Annotated in this window: 17 protein-coding genes; 3 read left to right on the forward strand and 14 right to left on the reverse strand. The window is 57.9% G+C overall.

Annotated elements, in window-relative coordinates; translation table 11 throughout:
- A partial coding sequence (locus K1Y02_15940; protein ID MBX7257853.1) for an amino acid permease occupies window positions 1–1,407 on the reverse strand: 1,407 nt, incomplete at its 3' end.
- Between the two features lie 810 nt (window positions 1,408–2,217).
- On the opposite strand from K1Y02_15940, the gene K1Y02_15945 reads away from it, so the two are divergent.
- Entirely contained in the window at window positions 2,218–3,309 is a 1,092-nt protein-coding gene (locus tag K1Y02_15945) for a hypothetical protein (GenBank protein MBX7257854.1), read from the forward strand.
- A 17-nt stretch (window positions 3,310–3,326) separates the two neighbouring features.
- Here K1Y02_15945 and K1Y02_15950 read toward each other — a convergent pair whose 3' ends face one another.
- From K1Y02_15950 to K1Y02_16010, 13 genes are all read right to left on the reverse strand, one after another.
- Complete coding sequence (locus K1Y02_15950) at window positions 3,327–5,579, reverse strand: DUF5060 domain-containing protein (GenBank protein ID MBX7257855.1); 2,253 nt, start codon at window positions 5,577–5,579, stop codon at window positions 3,327–3,329.
- 24 nt (window positions 5,580–5,603) lie between these two features.
- Window positions 5,604–6,383, reverse strand: a complete 780-nt coding sequence (locus tag K1Y02_15955; GenBank protein ID MBX7257856.1) for a methyltransferase domain-containing protein — start codon at window positions 6,381–6,383, stop codon at window positions 5,604–5,606.
- The gene (locus K1Y02_15960) at window positions 6,370–6,969 is read right to left on the reverse strand and encodes an HD domain-containing protein (protein MBX7257857.1); all 600 of its coding nucleotides are present in this window, start codon (window positions 6,967–6,969) and stop codon (window positions 6,370–6,372) included. The genes K1Y02_15955 and K1Y02_15960 overlap by 14 nt, the downstream gene beginning before the upstream one ends.
- A complete protein-coding gene (nadD, locus tag K1Y02_15965; protein ID MBX7257858.1) occupies window positions 6,941–7,549 on the reverse strand; it encodes a nicotinate-nucleotide adenylyltransferase in 609 nt (202 codons plus the stop codon). The genes K1Y02_15960 and nadD overlap by 29 nt, the downstream gene beginning before the upstream one ends.
- Entirely contained in the window at window positions 7,542–8,819 is a 1,278-nt protein-coding gene (locus tag K1Y02_15970; GenBank protein MBX7257859.1) for a glutamate-5-semialdehyde dehydrogenase, read from the reverse strand. Before K1Y02_15970 ends, nadD begins: the two co-directional genes overlap by 8 nt.
- Before the next feature lie 29 nt (window positions 8,820–8,848).
- Window positions 8,849–9,976 (reverse strand): glutamate 5-kinase, encoded by a 1,128-nt coding sequence (gene proB / locus K1Y02_15975; GenBank protein ID MBX7257860.1) that lies wholly within the window; start codon window positions 9,974–9,976, stop codon window positions 8,849–8,851.
- Window positions 9,957–11,210, reverse strand: a complete 1,254-nt coding sequence (obgE, locus tag K1Y02_15980) for a GTPase ObgE (GenBank protein ID MBX7257861.1) — start codon at window positions 11,208–11,210, stop codon at window positions 9,957–9,959. Before obgE ends, proB begins: the two co-directional genes overlap by 20 nt.
- A gap of 24 nt (window positions 11,211–11,234) precedes the next feature.
- Window positions 11,235–11,498, reverse strand: a complete 264-nt coding sequence (gene rpmA / locus K1Y02_15985; protein ID MBX7257862.1) for a 50S ribosomal protein L27 — start codon at window positions 11,496–11,498, stop codon at window positions 11,235–11,237.
- Between the two features lie 12 nt (window positions 11,499–11,510).
- Window positions 11,511–11,822: a 50S ribosomal protein L21 gene (gene rplU / locus K1Y02_15990; protein ID MBX7257863.1), complete on the reverse strand. Its 312-nt coding sequence runs from the start codon at window positions 11,820–11,822 to the stop codon at window positions 11,511–11,513.
- 60 nt (window positions 11,823–11,882) lie between these two features.
- Window positions 11,883–12,698: an aspartate dehydrogenase gene (locus K1Y02_15995; protein ID MBX7257864.1), complete on the reverse strand. Its 816-nt coding sequence runs from the start codon at window positions 12,696–12,698 to the stop codon at window positions 11,883–11,885.
- Window positions 12,699–13,612: 914 nt separating this feature from the next.
- Window positions 13,613–15,688, reverse strand: a complete 2,076-nt coding sequence (locus K1Y02_16000) for a carboxypeptidase-like regulatory domain-containing protein (protein MBX7257865.1) — start codon at window positions 15,686–15,688, stop codon at window positions 13,613–13,615.
- Window positions 15,689–16,371: 683 nt separating this feature from the next.
- Window positions 16,372–17,367, reverse strand: a complete 996-nt coding sequence (locus K1Y02_16005) for an iron-containing alcohol dehydrogenase (GenBank protein MBX7257866.1) — start codon at window positions 17,365–17,367, stop codon at window positions 16,372–16,374.
- A gap of 306 nt (window positions 17,368–17,673) precedes the next feature.
- Window positions 17,674–19,473 (reverse strand): methyl-accepting chemotaxis protein, encoded by a 1,800-nt coding sequence (locus K1Y02_16010; GenBank protein ID MBX7257867.1) that lies wholly within the window; start codon window positions 19,471–19,473, stop codon window positions 17,674–17,676.
- A 1,015-nt stretch (window positions 19,474–20,488) separates the two neighbouring features.
- On the opposite strand from K1Y02_16010, the gene dnaG reads away from it, so the two are divergent.
- The gene (gene dnaG / locus K1Y02_16015; GenBank protein MBX7257868.1) at window positions 20,489–22,246 is read left to right on the forward strand and encodes a DNA primase; all 1,758 of its coding nucleotides are present in this window, start codon (window positions 20,489–20,491) and stop codon (window positions 22,244–22,246) included.
- Window positions 22,247–22,382: 136 nt separating this feature from the next.
- Window positions 22,383–23,614 (forward strand): hypothetical protein (locus K1Y02_16020; GenBank protein MBX7257869.1); only part of this gene is annotated, 1,232 nt, incomplete at its 3' end.

Genomic DNA, 23,614 nt, shown 5'->3' on the forward strand with positions numbered 1-23,614 from the left:
CAGCCGTTCCCAGTTGCTCGACGGCAACGAGAACATGAGCATCAGACACATCACGATTCCCATGATCGGCAGGTAAGGCGAATAGGGACATCTAAACGGACGCTCGGCATTCGGATGAATGCGTCGCATGATCAGCACGGCCATGCAGACAATCACGAACGCCAGCAGGGTGCCGATGTTCACGAGCTCAAGCAGAAGCCGCAGCGGAATCACTGCCGACAACAATCCCACAACCAATCCCGTGAGAATGGTCGACTTGTAGGGCGTCTGGAACTTCGGGTGAATCGCCGCGAAGAATCCGGAGGGAAGCAGTCCATCTCGTGCCATCGCTAACAAGACTCGCGGCTGGCTCAGCATCAGTACCATCTGCACGGAAGTGATTCCCGCTAGTGCTCCTATCGATATGATGAACTGTGCCCACGGGAGGCCTTGGTCGCGGAACGCCGCGGCCACCGGCGCATCAATGTCAATCTTGTCGTAGGGCACCATGCCCGTCAGCACCGCCGCGACGGCAATATACAACCCGGTGCAAATGAGCAAAGACGCAATGATGCCGATGGGGACGTCACGTTGCGGATTTCGCGCTTCTTCAGCTTGAGTCGACACCGCATCGAATCCGATGTATGCGAAGAACATGATCCCTGCTCCGGCCAACATCCCTATGGGATGCCCCCCGGGACCTTCTCCCCATACAAACGCCTCGCCAAAGAAGCTGAGGCCCTTCCAGCCATACGGCGCGAAAGGCGTCCAGTTGTCCGGATTCACATAAAACGCGCCCACTACAATTACGAACACGACTACTGCCAGCTTGATGACCACCATAACCGCGTTAAAGGTCGCGCTTTCACGAATGCCAATGACGAGAATGACAGTCAGAACCGCCGAGATCACAAAGGCAGGCAAATCAATCAGCGTACCCGTCAATACGAAATGACCCGTTGCCGAACTGGTGTCGAAGGGAGCCTTGGCCAGGGCTTCCGGGATGGACCACCCGAAGATGCTGATGAAGTTTTGAAAATAGTGCGACCATCCATGCGCCACGCTTGCCGAGGCCACCGTATATTCGAGTACAAGGTCCCAGCCGATTATCCACGCGAACAACTCGCCAAGCGTTGCATATGCGTATGTATATGCAGACCCCGCGACAGGAGCCATCGATGCGAATTCCGCATAGCAGAGCGCGGCAAATACACACGCCAGGCCGGAAACAAGCAGCGAAACGATAATGGCCGGCCCTGTCTTGTCATGGGCTACGGTTCCAATGACGACGAAGATCCCCGCTCCAATGATGGTTCCAATTCCAAGCGCCGTTAGCGACCATGGTCCCAGTACCCGCTTCAGCCGATGCTCACCGGCCATCTCCTGGGCTAGGATTTCGAGCGTCTTCCTGTCGAATAGTCTCTTCATGTCTAGATGCTTCCTGTCGCCCGGCTATTTCGGCGTCGACTTTCGTCGCGCCACAAAACCCGTCCCCACATAATGACGTGGCCAGCGCGGATGTCCCGGCATGGGCGAGTCAGACACGCTATCTTCCGGGATTCCCAAGGCCACGCACGACAGCTTCCCTACTGCGCGACGCATAGTAAGGACGCCGCCGCTTCTGTGTCAATCCCCCCTGTGGCGATTGGCCGTGTGCTAGAAGCGTGGGCAGCAAAAGGGGAGCAGTATTGAGCGAGTGACCGCGCCTGCGCGGGCTTCAGAGGAAGGAACACAAGCCAAGCGGACAGCCTTTTCTCTAAAGTGCCGTAGGCACGACAGACTCTAGCCTGGCGCGGCATAGCCGCAATCAAAAGTCTACTCCCGTTGTGTCAGGGTCTCCCGCCCCTGGCACTCCTCAAGACCGTCAGGTCTCCACTTCAGAGCGACTCAATATCCGACACGCGTCATTGGTCCTCCCATCCCGCCGCTCCGAGTCCCAAAGATGAAGATGCCAACTATCTAAACAGAATCTTGACAGACTATGACACCAAGGCTATGATCCAAACGCTGTCATAGGGCGTGTTCATTTTCTTCTCTCCGTGTTGTTCTCGCTGGCGCGATGTCTCGAAAGTGACGTCAATCGACCGTGCTTCAATCTCTGCCGTGTGCGAAATGGCCGGAACGCCATGCGGAGGTAACTGTAATCCGAAGGCTTTGTCGAACCGCGTGAGATCCCAGACTTAATCCGGCATGTCCATTTCATTCAACGGGCTCCAACCAATGGGGGGATAGGTAACCATGTTTGGAATCGAATCGCTCGATGTGTTGATTGGTCTTTTTGCCGTATATCTCACGTTTTCCTTGGCCGTCACCGCTATCGTCGAGGCGATTGGAACCTGGCTCGGAATCCGAAGCAAGAACCTCGAGGCCGCGCTTGGCGAATTCTTCGGAGCCAATGGGACCGACAAATCGCGGTTGTTCTCCAAATTCTTCTGTCATCCCCTGATTCAGTCCCTCAGCAAGGGAACCGATCAATGGCCGTCCTATATCCCGAAGGAGACCTTTGGGCAGGTGATTGTCGACATACTGCAATCCGACGCGTCCTCTAAGGGTTTGATGGAATCAATCGACGGTTTGGATGAGGCTAAGGGAGGCTGGCGCGGCAAGGGAATCCTCAAAGCGCTGGCAAGTCAAGCAGAAGGCGACATCGGGAAATTCCGCAGCGCCGTGGAATCCCACTTCGATTCCGCGATGGATCGCGCAACCGGCTGGTTCAAACGCCAACAGCAGAACTTGGCGTTGGCGGTTTCGCTGGTGGTCGTAATCGGAGCCAATGTGGATTCGATCGCTATCGCGTCAAAACTGCAGTCTAGTCCTCAAGCCCGTGTGAAGATGGTCGAACTCGCGGAGAAGCGCGTAGCAGAAGCGCAGACTGCCGAAGAACTCGCGCGCAAGAAGGCCAATGTGGAAGCAGCTTCGGTGCGCGTTGAAACCGGTTCCGCAACTCCCGGCGAAAGTGGGAAAGGTGGTGTACGCGGAGCGCAACAGGATGATTCGAGAAGGAACCGCGCCAAGAATTCGGCAAGGTCCGAGGAGGGCGCGAAGGATCAATACAATGAAGCGGTGCGCGAGACCCAGGCCGCTGTGAAGACCTTAGAGACCGCCCGGGCTGACTTGATGAGTGCAGGCCTTCCCTTGGGATGGAAGGGAGAAAGCATACGTCTGCACGACTGGAAAGCCCTGTTGGTGAAGGCCGTGGGCCTGCTTATCAGCGCTTTCGCCCTGTCGCTAGGAGCACCCTTCTGGTTCGATCGACTGAAGAGCATCATGCAGATTCGAGGCGCCGGCATATCGCCCAACGAGAAGAAAGAGATACCCGCCCCCAAATAGCCTTATGTGGGCGGAGACTATGGGCGTATAGTGAGCGCAGCATCCGAGGTAAGGTCGGGCAATGTGAGTGGCAGAACACCCCCTGATGACATTGCCCGATTCGTAACAGAGGCTTCGCCTTTCCACGTGTCGAACCATTCGCAGGTGTATTCGCCATCGGGCAAACCACGTAAGATGGTTCGAGCATCTTTGATTGGCGTCACTGTTGTCCCCGCTTTTGCGGTCTGCCAATTGCTGTCCGCGTTCTGAAACCAAAGAAGCGCGATTTGGCCGTTGGTAAGGCCGCAGTAGTTCATCTTGGGATGTCGGTCACTGAGAAAGCTCCCGAAGATGTAGCTCGTCACGTTCAACCAGTCGCCGTCAGTAATATCCACGGTGATCGTGTGCTCGCCCGCCGGGACGTCCACGCCGTACTTCTTGTTGAACTTGGCTTGATAGCAGGGGAAGTCGGTTCGCAATTCCGTCGACTCGTACTCCGGCGCTTCGCCGTCTTTCTCGGGCGGGGCCGCGGAAAGCGTGTGATCCAGCACAACGTTTCCATCGACGCTGATCTGTAGGCGCGCCATCGTGCACACGGAATTTACGTGGACATCGAAACGCCAAGGGCGGTCATGCTTCAGCTTCAGCACGAGCGGCACACGCAACTCGGGTTTGTAGGTTCCATACAGGAAAGAGGGGAGAGGGTCCCCGCCTGTGTCCTTATTGGGCTCGAACACGAACTCGGGAACCTTGCTTTTACCCCAACCGACTGTGGGAGAGATGGACATGTCCCTCCATGTTTCGTTCTCCAATTGAATCTCTGGCTTGTCCATCTCGACCGGCCTCCACGGACCGTTATGCCACGGCACGTTCTCGGTGAATCGGCGCAATGCGGTGAACTGAGGATAGAGCTGGCCGGGATGCACATAGGAATCCCAGTACCAAATCATCGCGCTGCCGCCATTTCCCGAGAGCACCGATGCCCAAAGGGCATTGTGCAAATTGACGCCCTTAAACGCAGTGTCTTGCTTGTCGTCCGACGAGCGCCAATCGATGCCGAACTCCGCGGGAATGTGTGGCTTGCCAAATGCGCGGTGTTGCCGGGCATCATTGAGGATTACCGGCGACACGTCGAGCAGGTTCGCCTCGCCATAAAGGTGCGACTGGGTGAAATCGATTTCAGGGATGTTCCACACCTCAGGCGTGCCGTATGTCGTGGAAACCAGATGTCCAAAAGAATCCACAGGCTCCGCGGCACCGGTTCCCTTGACGTACTGCGCCATTTCGCGCACCCACGGCTCCGGGGCATTTGCCTCGTTCCAAAACTCCCACGCGAACACATTGGTGCGCCATCCATACCGCGCCGTGAGGTATCGCAAGCGTTGCTTGTACAGCGCGCGCGCGCGCTCATTGGTCCAAAAGTCTTCCGGCTTCTCGCAAGGCCCGCCGTTGGCGGCGTTATACGGATTTGTGTTCCACATGCCTTCGTTGAAGAAGCCGCCGGTTGTGAATTCGCCGTACGTGCCCAGGCACAGCATGGCGTTGACGCCATTCTGCTCGGCCGTATCGAGAATCCGGTCAAGCCGCCACGCGCTGGCCAGGTTATACCGGCCAAGCCCTTGGAACGTTCCGTAGTCCCACGACTGCCTATCGAGCGGACTCCACTCGAACCCGCAGTTCCAACGAAAACACCAGATTCGAATCCAGTTGCCCTCCGCCTTTCCGAGCGCAGGCAACCAATTGTCGTAGTCGCTCAGCTTTCCCCAGCACATGTTCTCGCCAATAGGCAGATACGGTTGTCCATTGTCATACGCGAAGAGATGCGGGCTCTGCGCGTTTCTGCGGATATAGCCCGGAGATGTGGACGGCGTTGCGGCGAACTCCGCATCAGGCAACGAAGCTTCGCCGGTCCGATCCTTAGCGATGACGCGATACTTCCACGTTCCTTCTTTGTTGGGCGCGAATCGAATCTGCCAGAACGGTTCACCCACCGGCGTAATCGTCTCCGACTCCGGCGAAATATTGCCTTTGCACGCCTGCGTGTAATACCCATTGACGCGCAGCGTCTTACCATCCGGTGAAGTGAAGATCGCATACACATCAACCTCGGCGGGATCGAAGGGATTGTCGAAGGTCGCGGCCAGGTCGAGGTTCAACTCGAACCGTGCGAAACACGGCACGGATGTCGCATTCGGCGTAACTGCCGTTATCGCGATCGGGGGGGGTGAGGACGTGTCAGCTTGCCCAATACCCCAAGTCAATGCCAACACGACGATCAGAGAGAAACTCATACTGCCCCCCGGCTTGCCGCGCTCCTAGGCCAGAAGCGCGAGAACATCACTCGCAATGCGCTTGAACGGTTTTTGCAGATTCTTCGCGTCGCCCTTGACCGCGACGAAATCGATTCGAAGCGTTCGCCTTCCAACGGCCCGCCACCGTTCGGCATCGAGCACGCCCAGCACCTGCAACCCTGCCGCGCGCATGGCGTCTTCAATTTCGGAGACCTCATAGATGCGCTCGTAGATCGTGTTGGGCGGTCCGCCATTCACCCGGATATGCGACGCTGCGGTGTGAGTCTTTCGATTGTAGTCGCAAGTCCACGTCGTCGTAAATCCGTCGTTCTCTTCGTTCCACTCCTGGCCCGCGAAATGATCCAGCACCATTCGCTCCGTGACGACATCGAGATAGAGAATCCCGCCTGGCCGAAGAGCGTCAGCTAGTTGGCGGATGCCCGCCCGCATCTCTTCCGGTTTGATCAGGAAGTTCAGGCTGTCGAACAGGCACGTCACGTAGTGTGCCGCACCATGGAAGGGGAGGGCGCGCATGTCTGCTGCTGCAACCGGCCAGTCCGTCTCGTCTTTGCCGCCGGAATGAAGCATGGCAAAACTTAAGTCGACCCCGAAGCTCTTCCAGCCTAGCGCGCGCAAGCGCTTGAGCAGAGTGCCCGTGCCGCACGCGACGTCGATGTGAGTGAAACCGCGTGGCAGTAGATCCGCTATGCGGCCCGCAATCAGGTACCAGCGGTCATAGTTCACATGAGACATGATCGGATCGTAGAATCGCGCAAGATCCTCGAACGTGTCATTCGTGGGCACGGCCGTTTTCTCCATCAAGCCACGAGCAGAACGATTCCGTGACAGGGTCGATCTCGCGACCCTTCTTCCCGAGAATCCCAAGCTTGGCTTCTGCGACGAATTTCAGCGCCGCGTCGAATCCCTGTGCATCGAGAATCGCGCGCGCCATGGCCGCCTCTTCGTGCACGCGATACGGTTCCGAGAAGTCTGCGAAGTAGAGCGCCTGCCCCATGCGATTGAGTCCGGGCTTACCCGTTGTGTGCCAGTAGATGGCTTCGTAAAGGTCGGGACTCTGAAGATCGAATTTGCGGCGGCACTCTTCCGCGGCGACAGGTCCATGCAGTAGTTGAGGCCGGGCGCGATGCACTTCGGTCAACTCAATACCGTACTTGTTGGCGCGCGCCAGCAATTCATCCTTCTTCATGGCCTTGCACGAATCGTGCAGCAAGCCCGCGGTCACGGCTCCTTCCAGGCTGATACCGAGAAGCGGCGCCAAGTGCTGCATCAGGCCCGCCACGGAAACGCAGTGTCGCAACGTGTGATCGGGCAGACGTTCCCGAAGCAGCTCAAGGTACTCGTCAGCCCTTGCGATGGACAGAGTGAGCACGGTAAATCCCTCGTTGTTCAATGACGCGCCGAACGGAGTCAGGCAATAGATCGTCTAAGGCCTCTCCTGCTTGGATACGGCGGCGCGCTTCGGTGGACGAAATATCGGTTTCAGGCAAGTCGAGCCAATCGAACTTCCCCTCAAGCTGCTTGGGCACCGTAAACTTGCCTGGCCGCGGTACAACCAGTGGCCGCGCCTGCGAGAGGATGCTCTCCGGCGAACGCCACTTGGGCAGGTCCACCAACGAATCGAGTCCGATGATCATCCAGAATTGGGCGCCCGGGTGCAGGCGATGCAATTCAGCGAGTGTGTCGGCGGTATACGATGGACCCTCGCGATCCAACTCAACGCGCGACGCTTCAAAGGCCGGTTCGCCTTCTACCGCTGCCGCAACCATGGCAAAACGGTCTTCCGGGTCCGCGGTAATCGCCATGCGTTTGTGGGGAGGACGCGCGGCAACGACAAACAGGACTCGATCGAGCTGCGCCTGCTGGAGCGCTGCGCGCGCGATCTCGAGGTGCTTGGCATGGATGGGATCGAACGTGCCGCCAAACACGCCTATGCGTTCGTGTTTACCCAAGGATCTGGCCCGACCCCCGAATGACGTATTTGAGCGACGTCAGTTCCTTGAGCGCCATCGGGCCTCGGCAGTGAAGCTTGTTCGTGCTGATCCCGATCTCCGCGCCAAGCCCAAACTGGAAACCGTCCGTGAAACGAGTCGACGCATTCACATAGACCGTCGCGCTGTCCACATCGTTCAGGAAACGCTCCGCGGCGACATAGCTGTCCGTCACGATCGCATCCGAATGATGCGAGCCGTATTCGTTGATGTGCTCGATGGCTTCCTCAAGTGAATCGACAATCTTGATCGAGAGAATCTTGTCGAGATACTCGGTTACCCAATCCTCTTCCGTGGCCGGCTTGCATGCGATGATCTTCTGGGTGCGCTCGCAGCCCCGAAGCTCGCAGCCCTTTGACTCCAATTCCTTCGCCAAGCCAGGTAGAAACTCGCCGGCAACCGCGGAATGAACCAGGAGCGTTTCCATGGCATTGCATACGCCGGGCCGCTGCAGCTTCGCATTGATGCTAATTGAGGAGGCCATCGCCAAATCGGCGTCTTCGTGCACGTAGGTGTGGCAAACACCGTCGAGATGAGCCACGACCGGAATTCGCGACTCGTCGTAGATGCGGGCGATGAGACCCTTGCCGCCACGCGGCACGATCACGTCGATATAACGATCCAGTTTCAACATTTCGCCCACCGCGGAACGATCGGTCGTGTCTATCATCTGAATAGCATGCTTCGGTGCGCCTGCCGCGTCGGCCGCTTCAATAAAGACCCGCGCAATCGCGAGGTTGGAGTAAATTGCTTCGGACCCGCCGCGCAGTACGCATGCATTTCCCGATTTGAGGCAGAGTCCGGCCGCATCCGCCGTTACGTTGGGGCGGCTTTCGTAGATGATTCCCACGACGCCGAGCGGTTGGCGAATCTGCGCGATCCGAAGCCCATTGGGACGGACATTCTGGCTGACAATATCGCCGACCGGGTCAGGCAATGCCGCCACTTGTTCCAGGCCCACGGCCATTGCTTCGATTCGCGCGTCGGTCAGCGTCAAGCGGTCCAACATGGCCGCAGTCAACCCCTTGGCTCGGCCCCCTTCCAGATCGCGTTCGTTTTCAGTCTTCAGGAAATCCTTGGAAGCACGCAACTGCTTGGCAGTCTCCAGAAGCGCCTTATCCTTGACGGCCGACGAAGTGGAGCGAAGGGCGTTTGCGGCCGCGCGCGCCTGTTTGCCGATGCGCTGCAATTCTTCGCGCAACGCGGTGTTCTCGGTCTGCGTAGTTCCCATGACGTCCATCTCCGTGCGTGAAGTAAAGTCTACAGTAGAACGAGGTTGTCCCGGTGGATGACCTCATCGAAGTCTTTGTGCCCAAGAATGGCTTTGATCTGACTGCTTTTGCAACCCTTGATACGGCCAATGTCGTCGCTGGAGTAATTCACGAGGCCGCTGGCAATCTCGTGGCCCTTCGAATCCAGGATTCGCACTGCCGCGCCCATTTTGAACTCCCCGACCACCTCCGTGATGCCGGCGGGTAGGAGGCTGCGGCCCTGTTCGCATAGCGCGCGTGTCGCGCCGTCATCAACTCGCAGCGAACCTTTCGCCGAGCGTCCGAAAGCAATCCACCGCTTCCGTTGCGACATCGCTTCCGACACGGCCCCGAACGTCGTGGCGACGGCCTTGCCCTCCAGCACGTCGCGAATGATACCCTTCCGATTGCCGTTGGCTATCACCATGACCAAGCCCGAGGCGCACGCAATCTTGGCCGCGCTGAGCTTGGTTTTCATCCCTCCGATAGACGTCTCGGCGCGCGTATCGTCTGCAAGCCCCTCTATCTGGTCGGTAATTCGGGGCACGTGCGGAATGAGTTTCGCATCGGAGAATTGGGTCGGGTTCTTGTCAAAGAAACCATCCACGTCGCTGAGGATGATGAGCAAGTCGGCCCCGATTTTCGCCGCTATCCTTGCCGAAAGCGTGTCATTGTCACCGAACCGGATTTCGTCGGTCGTCACGCTGTCATTCTCATTCACGATGGGTACGACCGTCTTCAATTCGAAGAGCGTGTGAATGGTATTGCGAACGTTGATGTACCGGTTCCGGTCGTCCAAGTCTGCTGCGGACAACAACACTTGCGCGGTGTGGAGTCCGTCGCCGTACTGGTCGAACATCACTTCGTAGTAGTGCATCAACCGCGATTGTCCCACGGCGGCGGTGGCCTGCTTCAACGGTAAGACTTTCGGGCGTTCCTTGATGCCGAGGATATTCATGCCGCAACCGATTGCGCCAGACGAGACAACGAGAATATTGATGGAGCGCTCACGCTTCAGCGCCGCGAGTTCTTTTACCACTTCTTCCATCACGCGGCCGTCAAACCCTGTCGGCCCGGTAAGTAGGGAAGTACCGATCTTGACGACCAACGTTCGTACTTCAGTCGGGATGGTATTCAAGCTCGGCGTCTCCTATGTATATGGACTCACCCGCGTGCGCCCCCATACGTTTGAGCGCCTTCATGACCCCCATTTGGGTGAGTTTCTTTTGCAGATGTGACACGGCTTCTTCATTGGAGAAGTCGGTCATGCGCACCGCACGCACGGCTGCCGGTCCGTCGATTCGAAACCCGGACGGTCCGCGCTCGATGGTAAACGGTGCGGAATACGTGTATTCGTGTTCAACTTGGGGAACGGCCATACCGGCTTCTTCACGGCGGACCTGGTCAACCACCGCCCACAGATGTTCAAGAAGGGCGACAGTACCCTCGCCAGTTGCGCCACTTAACAGCCATGGATTGTCGAAAGACGGCGCGACTTCCTTGAAGCGTTGGCGATTTTCCGGAATGTCCGCTTTATTTAACGCAAATACTCTGGGCCGCTTCGCAAAGTGCGGGCTGTACTCCGCCAGTTCTTTTTCAAGAAGATCGCGCGTTGCAGCTGGGTCGGGGTCACTGAGGTCGAGTAAAAATAACAATACCTTGGTGCGTTCCACATGCCGCAAGAAATCGTGGCCTAACCCCTTACCCTGCGCGGCCCCTTCGATCAATCCAGGAATGTCTGCGATGGTTAACGTGCGGTAGTCGCTCAGACCCGCCACGCCGAGATTGGGGGAGAGGGTTGTGAAAGGGTAATCAGCCACCTTGGGGCGCGCCGCCGTCACGGCGGCTAGGAACGTGGACTTGCCCGCATTGGGCAGTCCGACCAATCCGACTTCGGCGATGGTCTTGAGTTCCAGCAAATACTCGACATCTTCGCCGGGTTCGCCGCGTTCCGCAAAGTGGGGGGCGCGCTGAGTCGACGTGGCGAATCGGGCATTGCCCTTGCCGCCCCGGCCACCACGTCCGGCGAGGAAGCGCTGGCCGGGTTCCGTGAGGTCCGCCTTCAGTTCGCCTGTATCCGCGTCGAGGACCTGAGTACCCGGGGGGACAAGGACTTCCAGAGGCAGTCCCGTCCGGCCGTGACACCCGCTGCCCTTCCCGTGAACACCGGCTTCGCCGCGCCAATGGGAGCGGTACTGCAGATCGAGGAGGGACGTCAGGCGCGCATCGGCGACAAAAAAAACGTCCCCGCCGTTGCCTCCATCTCCACCATCGGGGCCGCCGCGAGGGACGTATTTTTCTCTTCTAAAACTGACACATCCATTGCCGCCCGCACCGCCGGTGACCCGTACACGTGCGTGATCGACAAACATGAGTAGACGTCGGGCAGGTCGGCGTTATTCGCCGGCCGCCTCAACCACGTCCACGCACTGCCGGCCACCGCGAAGGTTCCGGAACCGGACCACGCCATCCGTCAACGCGAAGAGCGTATCGTCGGTGCCGCGCCCTACGTTCTGCCCCGGATGGAACTGTGTGCCGCGCTGACGGACGAGGATATTGCCGGCGATAACCGGCTGGCCGCCAAACTTCTTAACGCCAAGACGCTGGGCATTACTGTCGCGACCGTTTCGCGAGCTGCCGCCTGCCTTTTTATGAGCCATGAATAATCTCCTTTACGCCTCGATGGAGCGGACTTTGAGTTGCGTGTACAACTGGCGATGACCCTGGGTGCGCGTGTAGTTCTTCTTGCGCTTCTTTTTGAAGACGCGAATTTTCTTCGCACGCCCTTGCTGAATGATCTCGCACACGACCTTCGCGCTTTCGAGCGCTTTCGGGTCGACCACAAGACCGTCCTCTTTCGCCAGCAGGCAGACGCTTTGCAGCTCAACCGTGTCGCCGACCGGTCCTTCGATTTTTTCGACCCGTACAAGGTCGCCTTGAGCAAGCTTCACTTGCTTGCCTCCGGTAGTCACCACTGCGTACATGTCCATCTCTCCATCACGTTCGCAATTACGTCTTAACGTTTGATCTCTCAGAAACCGGTCTTAGACCGTATGGTGCGCCGCGAAGTACGCGGCTGCCGACCGCAACTCAGCCACCGCCGACAGCGATGCCAAATAGCTGGATTTGGCATTCCGCGGCGAAGCCAGGTTCTCGGTCAAGGTCTTCAAATGGCCAAACGCCCCTTCCGCGACGATTTCATGCGAATTGCATGTCGCTCGCGGATCGGCGATGACTCGTACCATCGTCTCGTCCGGGCCAATGCCCGCCAGGCTCAGCGCCGCCGCCACATTCACGTTGTGCGGAAACGCCCTGCACGCCTCGCGCGCGGACCCCTCGAACACCACCATTGCCTCGTTCAGGTTGTCCACGTCGATCCCGTTCTTCACGAGATACGGCGCGCCCGACAACCCCTTCGGAGGCTTGCGCGTCGTCAACACGACGCGATGCAACCCGGCTTCCATGGCGGAACGTACGCCGTCCAAGCCGCACAACGCGCCCGACGGCACCCGAATCTGGATGCTGTTGGCGCGCGACGCCTCGAAGAGTTCGGGATGCTCCATCAAGCCCCCGACGCTCATAATGAGGCAATCGTGCTGGTGCCGGATCGCCGCTTCGACAACTTCCTTGACGACGCTCGGTTGAGCGCACTCCACAAGGAAATCGATCGACGAGGCGTTCTCGTCCAGGTCGCAAATCTTCGCATTCAACTGAAACGAGTTGCGCAGCAACTGGGCGCGCCCCTCGTCAATATCCGTGAGTGCCACGATCTCCGCGGGGATAGTCCCTCGCTGGAGCGCAATGCACAAGTCGGCTCCGATGTTACCGCATCCGACGAGCCCCACCCTCATCCGTGACATAGAGTCTCCACAATAAAAAACGCCTGGCCACCCAGTCACTTCGACCGGGGGCTCAAGCCGTTTTCACGTGCTGCCCGACTCGGCGGTCAAATTGACCTAACGGCGAAATGTAGCATATGGCGGAATGGCAAGTCAAACAGACTGCGCCGCTTGGGTGGATGTGAGGAAAATGGGAGCGGCACGTTTTCCACGAAGCTGGACAGGGCACATCTGTTCACACTCGGGACGGGGCGTCCTACTCTTTGGCACAGGGGGTGTCCCGTCCAGGCCTCCGCCTCTGTTGCCGGTGCGACACGGCATGTCTGCGCAGGTAGTTGGAGTATAAGTTCCGTGGCTTCAGTCGCTTGTAGCGAGAAGTCAGCCGTTGCGCCATCGACGCAGGTTTAGTCTACATTTCGTCGCCGTATGGGGCAGCCCCATGCAGTTTTGACGGGGCAAGGGGGGGCGCCCCGGATTGAGCGATCTTTCATGCAGGGGGTGCACCCCTGAAATCTGACGATTCAAGGGGTGCCGAACGGCAGCCGAGGGCGGCTGCCCCACACAAGCAGGGTTTGGGATATGTGGCGCAGCCGCCCTCGGCTGTGCAGATTACGCGTCCCTAATTGCCTTTACCGTCGTTCTCCCGAAAGCGGTAACCCATCTTGGTCCTGCCCTCGATCTCTGCGAGTGTTGGAAGAATGTGTCGCAGGCATCTTGCCTGCGTCCCGTGCTGCGTCCTTCCGTTCTGGGTACAGCCCCCTTTGCATCTTGACGATTCAAGGGGTCTCCATGAAAGGGATTGGCACTCGCGCGGAGCCGCAGGGGAATGCCGTTCGGGCGACGCGAGCTGCGCAAACGCCGGTGGACATGGCTTGGCCCTCGATTGTTTCCCTCACATATATGCGCTAGTTCGTTGCACTCGGCGAGCGCGGAGCTCAATCGCCGATATCCAGTGAAACACTTTCACCCGCGCGAATCGTCACATTCCGCTTCTCACGTACGTAGGTTGTGCCATCCTTTCGCTCGGAGGTCACGACTAACGTGTAGCTCCCTTCTTGTAGAAACGGCATGACGAAGCTGCCTGGCCCGAAATGGTTGCTGTAGACAGTCTTTTGCGATGTAACTGTCGTAAGTCTGCCTCCCAATCCATTCTCGTCAGGCGAACTCAGATCGATTCCTTCGGGGACAGCGGCATCAGACCCGGGCAACAAGGTCAGGACGCACTTGACGTCGTCAATGGCAGTGGCAATGGTTCCTTCCAAGGCACCGGAACCTCCCATGTCAAATCGGAGCGTTGTTGTCGATCCCGACACCACTTCGGCGGTCGCATATGCAGCAATACGGGTGGTCATCATTCCTTCTGCCTGCGTTCCAAGTGACTTGATTGTGGCGACTACGTCATAGGACCCTGGAGCCAGCGCTATTTTAAGATGGGGTTCGGGCATCTCGCATGTAGTCTTCATGTCCTTCTGATACTTCTGGTTGTCTGCTTCGGAGTAGCTATCGCTCATCTCGAACCGTGCATCGGAGTCTCCCGCAGGGCGTAGAAGCAAGCTTATCCATTCCAGCGGATACTCAGAAAGGTCTCCCGTCTTGCGGATGGAGACATCAAGCGTTCCTTGCGCGTCGAGCAGGATTTCGACCGGAACCCCCGAATCCTTCACGACAGGGATGGTGTGTATCGATTGGCCGTACCCTTCCGCCACGATGAGGACTTTCGCGTTGCCTGTCCGCGAGTTCTTGAGAGTGAATTCGCCATTCGACCCGGTGACCGTCGTCTGCTCGACGATATCCACGTTTTGCCCCAGGGAGAGATGTACCTTCCAGTACTCGCCGGAAGACAAGTCCACCGCGCGCAAGATTACCCTTGCGTCGGCTATGGGCTCGCGGGTCTGTTTGTCCAGGACCACGCCATTGATGTCTCCCCGGTCGGGCGGCGGGAGGATGATATCGATGTTCTCGGAACCCACGGGAACCCGCTCAATTACCGCTGACTCGTAGAGGATGTGCGTTGCCCGCAAGGTGACGGAGTCCATGTGTGGCTCAATGTATTTAATCAAGAAGTGGCCCTCCGTGTCCGATTTGCAGGGCGCGGCGCGCGGGGTTTGGTTCTCGTCAAACGTGGCTATGACGTCTGCATTCTCAATCGGCTTACCATGCTTATTGTGAACCGTGCCCGCGACACGCCGCTCCGGGTCCCAAGGCAGGATGATTTCGAAGCCTTCGCGCCGTTCCCCTGCACCGAGCGTGACGAAGAGCGGTGGTTCCGGGGCAATCTCCATACCGAGGCCGTAGATTTCCTTTGCGTCCGGCGGGAGATGGCGGATTCTGATCCTGTGCTCGATTCCCGGCGCGATCTGCGTGATCTCGAAGTTTCCCTCCGCATCGGAAGGTTTGGATTCGGCCCATCCGCCGATTTCCTGGCCATCCTTGCTGCGCATGGCCAGCACGGTGACGAAGTGCACGGGGGTGCGCTTCATGTCTAGAACGCGTCCGGAGAGATATCCTGCCTGACCAAGTACGAAGTCGACTCCCTTAAGACCCTCTTCCGGAACGATGAAATCGTTGCCCTCCGGCATGTACCCGTCTTTCGATGCAAAGGCAAAATAGAGTACGTTCGCATGAAGAATCTCGATGGTATAGGCCCCGGTCGCGTCCGAACGGGCCTCATGAATGTATGCGTTTGCTTGTTGCACGGACGAAGAGAGCAGCGTAGCCAGCGGCCGGGATTTCGGGTCTGCGGAGAACTTTACGAGCGCGTTTGCTATAGGTTGATTGGACTGGTCGTACACATGTCCGGTCACGCGGATAGGGTTATGCTTCGCACCGGCTTCCGTAGATTCCTCAGAACCGGCGTCGGTCGTGTTGTCTGCCTGCGTGAACGATTGTGGCGGAGGAGTGTCAGGCTCGGTCCAGGAACGGAAGAACCCAAAGTACGCTGAAACGGTAACGAAGAGAACTACCGTCACTACAACCGCTATGGCACAGGTCCTTTTGCTTTGCCTTTGCATGTCTTCCCCCGTGAAGCAGTTAAGGTTCTGCTCCGGTTAATGGCCGATTGTGCGGCAATCGATCTTTCGATTTACGTGTAAGGCATGCGTCCAGGGTCGATCAGGAATTTGTGGAAATTGGGTTCGCGCGAGAACGAGGCAATTTTAGGCCGGGTCCTGGTTTACGAGGAAGTGTCCGACCGCCGGTAGCGCAACGTGTATGCCGTGGGTTGCGCGTGAGGCGCAGCATGGCGTGAATTGGTTGGCCGTCGACTACACGAACATGAGTTGTCTCTTGCCAGATTCCTCGTCCGCCGGAGGCGGACTCGGAATGACAGTAAGGACGAGTTGGGCGTTGTCCGATCCCTTGCTGCGATGTAAGAGAGGGACCGCGACGGTTGCTTTCGCCCTTACAGGGCTCACGTTGGGTGGGGACTGGTACCTGAGGTTTCGATTCGCGTCGGTGACGCGAATCTTACCCCAGGCTGGAGTCTGCCGTGCCTACGGCACTTAAGAGAAAAGGCCTCGCTTGGCTTTTGCTTTTGCCACTGAAACCCGTGCTCGTGCGGTTATTCGCTCGGAATGACAGTAGGGTCGTGGGATCTGGCAATAGCAAATCGAGCATGGGGCGAATGCTTGCTCATATCGCTGTCTTCGGCGGCTGCGCCACATGCATCTTTCGCCGGTTTAGGCCGGACTATCGCTCACGAGCGGTATAGCGCGTACATGGCGTCATCGATAAAGTCGCCGGTGATGGAGACGGTGTCGAGTACGCTGTAGAAGAGTTTGGCGTAGGCCTTGAACTCGGTGAGCTTCATCAAGCACTGAGAGATTTCCAGCGGGGTGGCGTCTTCGCAACGGTAGCGCAATCCAAGCCGTTTCATGAGGTCCACCGCCCACTCGTGAGAGTGGCTCTGGAGGCGCGACATCATGAATACGCCCAGGGCGACGAGATCGGCATGCAGGAAATGGCGGCGCGTCTGATACTCGAGGCAATAGGCTACGATGTGCTCGGAGCCTTCTTCGGGCCGGCTTGAGCCAAGGCGCGTGCAAAACTCCACTTCTCTCCGAAACAGGTCAAGGACGGTATCGATACCTTTCGGCGTGACGTTGTAGACCTCCTCAGCGTTGCGGTCCAACTCGTCCAGGCATTCCTTGGCCTGCTTCGCAATTTCCTCGGAATACGTTTCGCCGTTGAGGTCGTGGGCGAGCCTCCAGTCGTAGAGAGCCGTGTGAATGCTGATGATGTCGCAAGCGCCGGCCCGGTTGAGTTCCTTGGGCGCTTTCTGGATGAGGTCGTAGTCGATGAGAAGTTCTTCCGGAAAGATGTCGCCCACGTACTGAACCGTTTTGTCGACACGGATGGCAATCGTGTTGGTGAGGGGGGCGTCAACAGAAATGATGGTGGGCACGAGGATCATACGGCAACCGCGCTTCCACGCGATGTACTTGGCCGTGTCCACGCACGAGCCGCCACCGATGCCCACGACGATGTCGCAATGGGGGAGACGTTCGGCGGCCTGGTAAACGGTGTCTCGATTCATGTCGGTAACCATGTGCACCCAGTGAGGGTGCCAGGGGGCGTGTTCCTGGAGCAGGTTCCATGGCGCTTCCATGGTTATGACAAGCGCCTTGCCAGGCAAATCGCGTAGTTTGCGTGCAATGCCATGACCTGAATCGAGATGGGGGTTCTTATACACGAAACGTCGTGCTCCTTAATCTGGCGCGGCCCGATGCAACGCCACATACGAGGGGAGAGTTTAGCATACTGGAGTGCTGTGAACGCAGCGGAAATGACGGGGTGGGGGATGCTCATTTTTTCCATTGCGATTGCCCCGGATACACGAGGAGGCAAAACGGCCGGGAAGAAGTGAGGGAAGGCACCAGCCAGGAATGTGGAGGACCGGGCAACCTTCCACACGCAGGGGCACACCCGGCATTGCTGCCGGGCGTACCCTGCTGGAGAGTGAGCCTTGGGGAAGACTCTTGTGGACGAATGATGGTGTTTATGTCAGACGCGAGTTATCCGCAACCATCGGAAGCTGTTCGCGCGCAACCAAGGTGCGGGCCTTCGGCTTTCCAGTGCCCGAGAATGAACCGGGATCCGGCGTGTATCCCATGGCTTTTGTCACGCGTTTCTCGCCATCCACCAGCATGGCCAGCTTCACGATGAGCGCTTCAATTGCGCCCGCTTGTGCGTTCACTTCTTCGCTGGCGGCCGCGGACTCTTCCGAGCACGTGGCGTTGGCTTGTACCGCGCGGTTGATTTCGCAAATCGCCAGATTGATTTGTTCGAGACCTGTGCTTTGCTCGCGCGTGGCGGAGTGAATCTGCGTGATGAACTCCGACACCTGCAACGAACACTGTTCGATCTCGGTCAAGCCAAGCTGCACGCTTGCGGTGGCTTCCACGCCGAGCTCTGCGTTTTGACGAGATTCCTCGATCAGAGCGGCGGTGCTTTTCGCCGCTTCCGCGCTCCGCTGCGCCAGATTGCGGACTTCTTCCGCGACCACGGCGAACCCCTTGCCTGCCTCGCCGGCGCGCGCCGCTTCGACGGCCGCGTTCAGTGCCAGCAGGTTGGTTTGGAAGGCAATCTCGTCGATGCTCTTCATGATCTTCGCGGTTTCGTGCGCGGACGCGCGAATCTTGCCCATCGTCTCGTTCAGGCGTTCCATGGAAGCGCGGGCCTTGCCCACCGAGCCGCCCGAATCGTGGCAGATATGGCTGGCTTCGCTCACGTTGTCGACATTTTGCCGCGTCATCGACGAGATCTCTTCCACGGATGAGGAAGTCTCTTCAATGGACGAGGCCTGTTGCGCCGACGAGGATGCCACTTCTTCGCTTACTTGAGCGATTTGGTTGGACGCGGCCGTCAACTGAGACGAGCCTTCACGCAATTCGCGGATGATCTGTGCGATAGGCAGGCTGATGCTGCGCGCGATCAGAATCGCGACCACCATGCCGCCAAGCGAAATCGCAAGCATCATAACGAATGCGATCAGAACGGTTTCCGTAATAATCGCATCCGTTTCGTGTTGAAGCTCCTTTCCCAAGTCTTTGATGCACGCGTCAACCGACGCGGCTGCCGTCGCCATCTTCTCGTCGGCAGCCTGCTGTTTCTGGACGCCCGCATGGAATTGGGTCAATCCGTCTGAGTATTCGCGAATGTCGTTCTGAATTGAAGTGGCTACCGCAGTCATTTGGGTGTCCTGGCTCGTTGAGCGCGCCCAGGTCTCGACCCCTTTGGCCACCGTTTCGGCCTGCTTCTGTGCGGCGGTTTCCGACTCTTCGGTGGGGAAGGCCGTCAGATAGAGCGCGCGAACCCGCAACAGAAAGAACGGCTCCACAATGTTGGTGGTAAAGCCGGCGTCTTGACCAAAACTCGTCGTCAGCAGCGCTGGGTCGTTCGAAGCTTTCGCGGCGTCAATTGCCGGACCAAGCGTCTTCTGCCGCACTTCCCCAATGCTTGAAGTTATGTTCCAGCCGGCTTTGCTCAGCCGTTGAAACGCCTTGTCGCGCGATTGGCGGGCTGCAATCATCTCGTCGAACGAGGATTCGTAACCGGTCATGGCTTCTTGGGCCGCTTCGACTCGCTGCAATGCCGCGGCGGTAAGTTTCGGATTTGCCCCGATCTGGACGAACAAGTCTCGCAGCGACTGGTTGTTTTCACGCCACTTCGCGGGCAGATCCGCTTTGACTGCACCTTCGGACTGAGTTCCCAGGTCGATGGGTTGTGCCATGATGTCGCGGCGGAGAAAGCCTGCCTTTCCAAGCAGTACCTGGCATTGCGTTCCTTGTTCGTTCAACGCTACGATCCCCGCGATTCGCTTGACCTGCCACCAGCCTGAGAATCCTAGGGCTACAGTGCCAAGTATAATGATACTTATCCCTGCAAGTATCCGTATTGTCAAACTAGACTTTTTAAACATAGAAACCCCCTTTGGCGCACTTTGTTGGTAATCCTCTCGGCAAATCGACAACATAGGTGGATTGGTTGTCATGTGCGCGGCGTGTGGCATGCGCTTCGGCGTGACCTTCGGTGAGTACTAGACGACATTCCCCATGATGCCGCAATTCGCCAAGGCTGCAGTCTGCGCCGGCTCTCAGTCGGTTATCGGAAGGTTCGGATAGCGGGTCGAGTTCGTGTTGGCCTGATGCGCGACTTCCTCATACATAAAGAAAGGAGTCTCTCCGTCTCCTATCTTCACTGTATTGGTGTAGTGGACTCCACGACCGGCCAAAACATGCTCGTAGCTCCTAGTCCGGCCTTCCGAATCTCATCTGCAGGATGGAAATCGACGCGAATCGAATCGACAGATCTCACTCTGCGTTGCGAAGGCGGCAAAAGCGTTGTTTGCCAGCATAGCTCACACTCCCCATGATTCAGTCCTGTACCCCGACTGCAAGGAACTGTCGAAAGCTCCTCCTGGGCGTGGTGAATGAGACGACGGGAAAACTGTGGGAGACGCTGCCCGAAGCGAGACGGCACTAAGTGGGCAGCATCGGAAGCGGTATTCTTGGTGGTCGCTCTCCTTAAATTGCGAAATCCGATAAATCAAGTTTTTGAACTTGGTTTGCGGTGTATATTGAACTTACGTACAAATTATATTCGAATAAATGGCGAAATGCAAAAAGAATTCTAGTCTGCTCCTTCGTCCAAGTCTTCCTTGACTTGCCGTGCTCTACGTGGTATATTCTCGTTTGGTTGACACCTCAGCGGAGGGGTCTGCCTTTTTGGGCAGATTTGTAGTGGCGGAAAGGTGTCGCCCATTCTGCTTCGAAATCGTAACTATTTCATAACCAACAGTTTATTGGAGTCCCTTGGGCAAATACTCCCGAGAAGTGGTTACCCAGGTTCTCGCCGCTATCGACATTGTCGACATTATCGGCGGGGCTGTGGAACTCAAGCCCTCAGGCCACCGCTTACTAGGCCTGTGTCCGTTCCACAACGAGAAGACTCCTTCGTTTAGTGTCAGCCGCGAGCGCCAGCAATTCTACTGCTTTGGCTGTGAAAAAGGGGGAGACGCTCTGGCCTTCGTGATGGACTTTGAAGGACTGAGCTTTGCGGAGGCCCTGCGCAAGTTGGCTGATCGGGCGGGTGTGCAATTGCCTGCGCCCTCGGAACGGGAAAGCCGCGAAGACTTTGCGCGGCGCAACATTCTCGAATTGTATGCATTTGCCGCGCAATATTATGGGGAATTGTTGAAGAATCCCCTCAAAGGCGGCCGTGGCCGCACCTATCTCAAGACGCGCACACTGAAAGACGCGACCACCGCGAAGTTCGGTCTGGGTTACGCACCTGACAGCTATACGACCTTGGTTGAAGCGGCGCGCACCAAGAACATCAAGGACTACGTGCTTGAGAACTCGGGCTTGGCCAAGCGCGGAAATAAAGGCCTTTACGACTTGTTTCGCGAACGTCTCATGATTCCCATCCGCGACGTGATGGGGAACGTGGTCGCGTTTGGCGGACGGGATCTGACGGGAACGGCGCCCGGCAAATACATCAACAGTCCCGAAAACCCGGTCTATCGGAAGAGCCGCGTATTGTATGGACTTTTCGAGGCCCGCGACGGGCTTCGCCAGACCAAACAGGCGCTTTTGGTTGAAGGGTATTTCGACCTGATGCGCTGCTTTGACGCGGGTATCACCAATGTCGTGGCCACGTGCGGAACGGCACTGACAACCGAACAGGCCGCGCTCATACGCCGGTATGTGCCGGAAGTCGTGGTGGTTTATGACGGCGACCCCGCCGGCATTCGGGCAGCACTTCGCGGTGTGGCCATTCTGACTGCAGCGGGATTGACTGTTCGCGCGCTGGTGTTGCCAGACGGAAAAGATCCCGATGACTTCATCCGGGATGCCGGAGGCGATGCGTTCCGCGCGTTGGTCGACGGGGCGCTGAACTTTGTGACGTTTTACATACGCCTCAATGGCGACCGCCTTGGCACGATTGAGGGCCGCACGACCGTGGCTCGGGAAGTGTTTACGATCGTTCAGAGTATCGACGACACCATGCGGGTTGACGAGTACCTGAAACTGGTCGCCCGGGAATTGCAGTTGGATGAATGGAACGTGCGCCGCGAGTTTGCCGCGCAGTTGCAGCAACGCGACGTCGAACGCTCCATAGAGGTGCGACGTGCCCCTTCGTCGGAGCGCAAACCCATTCATCCCGACGACCAGGCGTTCCTGGCGGCGATTCTGGCCGTGGAACCCCTGCGTGACCGTGCACGGGAGGGTCTGAAAGGCGTCGAGTTGGGTGAGGGGCCGGTGGCGGACGTGCTCGGGGCCATCTGCAAGGCAGGTAACGACCTATCGGGCCTTCGGTTCGAGGATGAGGCAGCGCAGGCCCTGTTTGCCGCCGCGGCCAACCAGCCCCCTATGCCGTCTGACAAGGCGGAAGCGCTGGTGGAAAAGCGCATTTGCAGTCTTAAGCGCGAGGTTCTGATGGCAAAGTCAGCCCGCGTTCAGGAACAGATTCGAGAAGCAGAGCGTTCAAGGGATTTGGAACGCATAAGTCAGTTGTTATCAACAAAAGTAGGCATTGATCGGGAAATACAGAAGCTCGGTGCGGCGTAACCGGAGAACCGAATCCAATTCGCGGGGATTGGATAAGGGTATCCAGTCCGTTTGACGGACGACGGCCGGTCTGAGCCCTGGAATTGAAATGGTCGGCCAGAGAACTCGAGTAGTGAGGGTGGAGCAGAAAAACGCTATGTCCAAGCAAGCTACGACGACGGTGAAAGACGAACAGAAGAATGGCACGGACGCGCTTCCCAAGAAGCGAAGCGCCATCTCGGAGGAAGGCAAGGCGCGTGCGCTGGAGCTAGCCAAGAAGAAGGGCAAGCTCACGTACGACGACCTGAACGACATTCTCCCGGAGAATGCCACTTCCGAGGACATCGATGAGATGATGGTCATGCTGAGCGGCATGGACATCGACATCGTCGACGACTTGCGCGTGGACGCGGAGACCCGGCAGATCCAGCAACAGCGCGAACGCGAGCAGCGCCGCGCCGAAGCGCGCCGCGAGGCCGCTCAAAGCCGTCTGGAGCGAGCCGATGACCCCGTGCGCATGTACCTGCGCGAGATGGGGCGCGTGCCGCTGCTGACCAAAGACCAGGAAGTGGCCATCGCGAAGCGTATCGAAGCCGCCGAAAACGAGCTAACCGAACTGCTTCTGAGCACGCCGTATACCCTTAAAGAAGTGCAGATGCTCGCCGCCCGTATTCTTGCCGGCCGCCTGAGCTTCGGACAGATTACCGAGATCGAAGATCCGAAGGAGCAGGAAAAGTTCCTCAAGCGCCTTCAGGGCCTCATGGACCGTATGGCCGAGTACGAGGTCGTTATTGAAGACCAAGAGAAGCGCGCTCGCCGCAACGGGATTAGCGACCGCAGCCGCGACAACATCATTGCCCGCGTCAATGAATGCCGTCGCGAACAGGCAGATATCGTCCGCGAGTTCCGCCTGAAGAACAAAGAGATTCTCAAGATCGCCCGCAAGATCAAGAGCTTGAAGCGGCGTATTTCCGCGGCTCGCGACGAAATCGATCGCGTGGAACGCGAAGTGGGGTACACCGCCGCGCAGGTGCACGGCATGTCCGTGCAGCTTCGCCGCTCGATGTCCGCCGCGCAGAAGCTGGGCGTTGACCGCGACGCGATCTTCGATGCCGAACGCCGCTTGCTCATGGCCCAACGCAAGATCGATCAGATCGAGAGCGACGCGCGTCTGAACACCGACGACATTACGGCGCTGATCGACACCGTGAAAGAGAAAGAAGAGAAGATCTACGCCGCGAAGATGGAGCTCGTCGAAGCGAACCTTCGCCTCGTTGTCAGTATCGGCAAGAAGTACACCAACCGCGGCATGTCCTTCCTCGACCTGATCCAGGAAGGCAACATCGGCCTTATGAAAGCGGTCGACAAGTTCGAATACCAGCGCGGTTA

It is taken from the genome of Candidatus Hydrogenedentota bacterium, assembly GCA_019695095.1.
GTDB lineage: Bacteria > Hydrogenedentota > Hydrogenedentia > Hydrogenedentales > SLHB01 > JAIBAQ01.

What these genes read in the sequence shown, in the direction of transcription:
- rplU (MBX7257863.1), bottom strand. Translation starts at nt 11,822, where the DNA reads ATGTACGCAGTGGTGACTACCGGAGGCAAGCAAGTGAAGCTTGCTCAA.
- K1Y02_15995 (MBX7257864.1), bottom strand. Translation starts at nt 12,698, where the DNA reads ATGTCACGGATGAGGGTGGGGCTCGTCGGATGCGGTAACATCGGAGCC.
- K1Y02_15970 (MBX7257859.1), bottom strand. Translation starts at nt 8,819, where the DNA reads ATGGGAACTACGCAGACCGAGAACACCGCGTTGCGCGAAGAATTGCAG.
- K1Y02_16000 (MBX7257865.1), bottom strand. Translation starts at nt 15,688, where the DNA reads ATGCAAAGGCAAAGCAAAAGGACCTGTGCCATAGCGGTTGTAGTGACG.
- K1Y02_15950 (MBX7257855.1), bottom strand. Translation starts at nt 5,579, where the DNA reads ATGAGTTTCTCTCTGATCGTCGTGTTGGCATTGACTTGGGGTATTGGG.
- obgE (MBX7257861.1), bottom strand. Translation starts at nt 11,210, where the DNA reads ATGTTTGTCGATCACGCACGTGTACGGGTCACCGGCGGTGCGGGCGGC.
- K1Y02_15945 (MBX7257854.1), top strand. Translation starts at nt 2,218, where the DNA reads ATGTTTGGAATCGAATCGCTCGATGTGTTGATTGGTCTTTTTGCCGTA.
- rpmA (MBX7257862.1), bottom strand. Translation starts at nt 11,498, where the DNA reads ATGGCTCATAAAAAGGCAGGCGGCAGCTCGCGAAACGGTCGCGACAGT.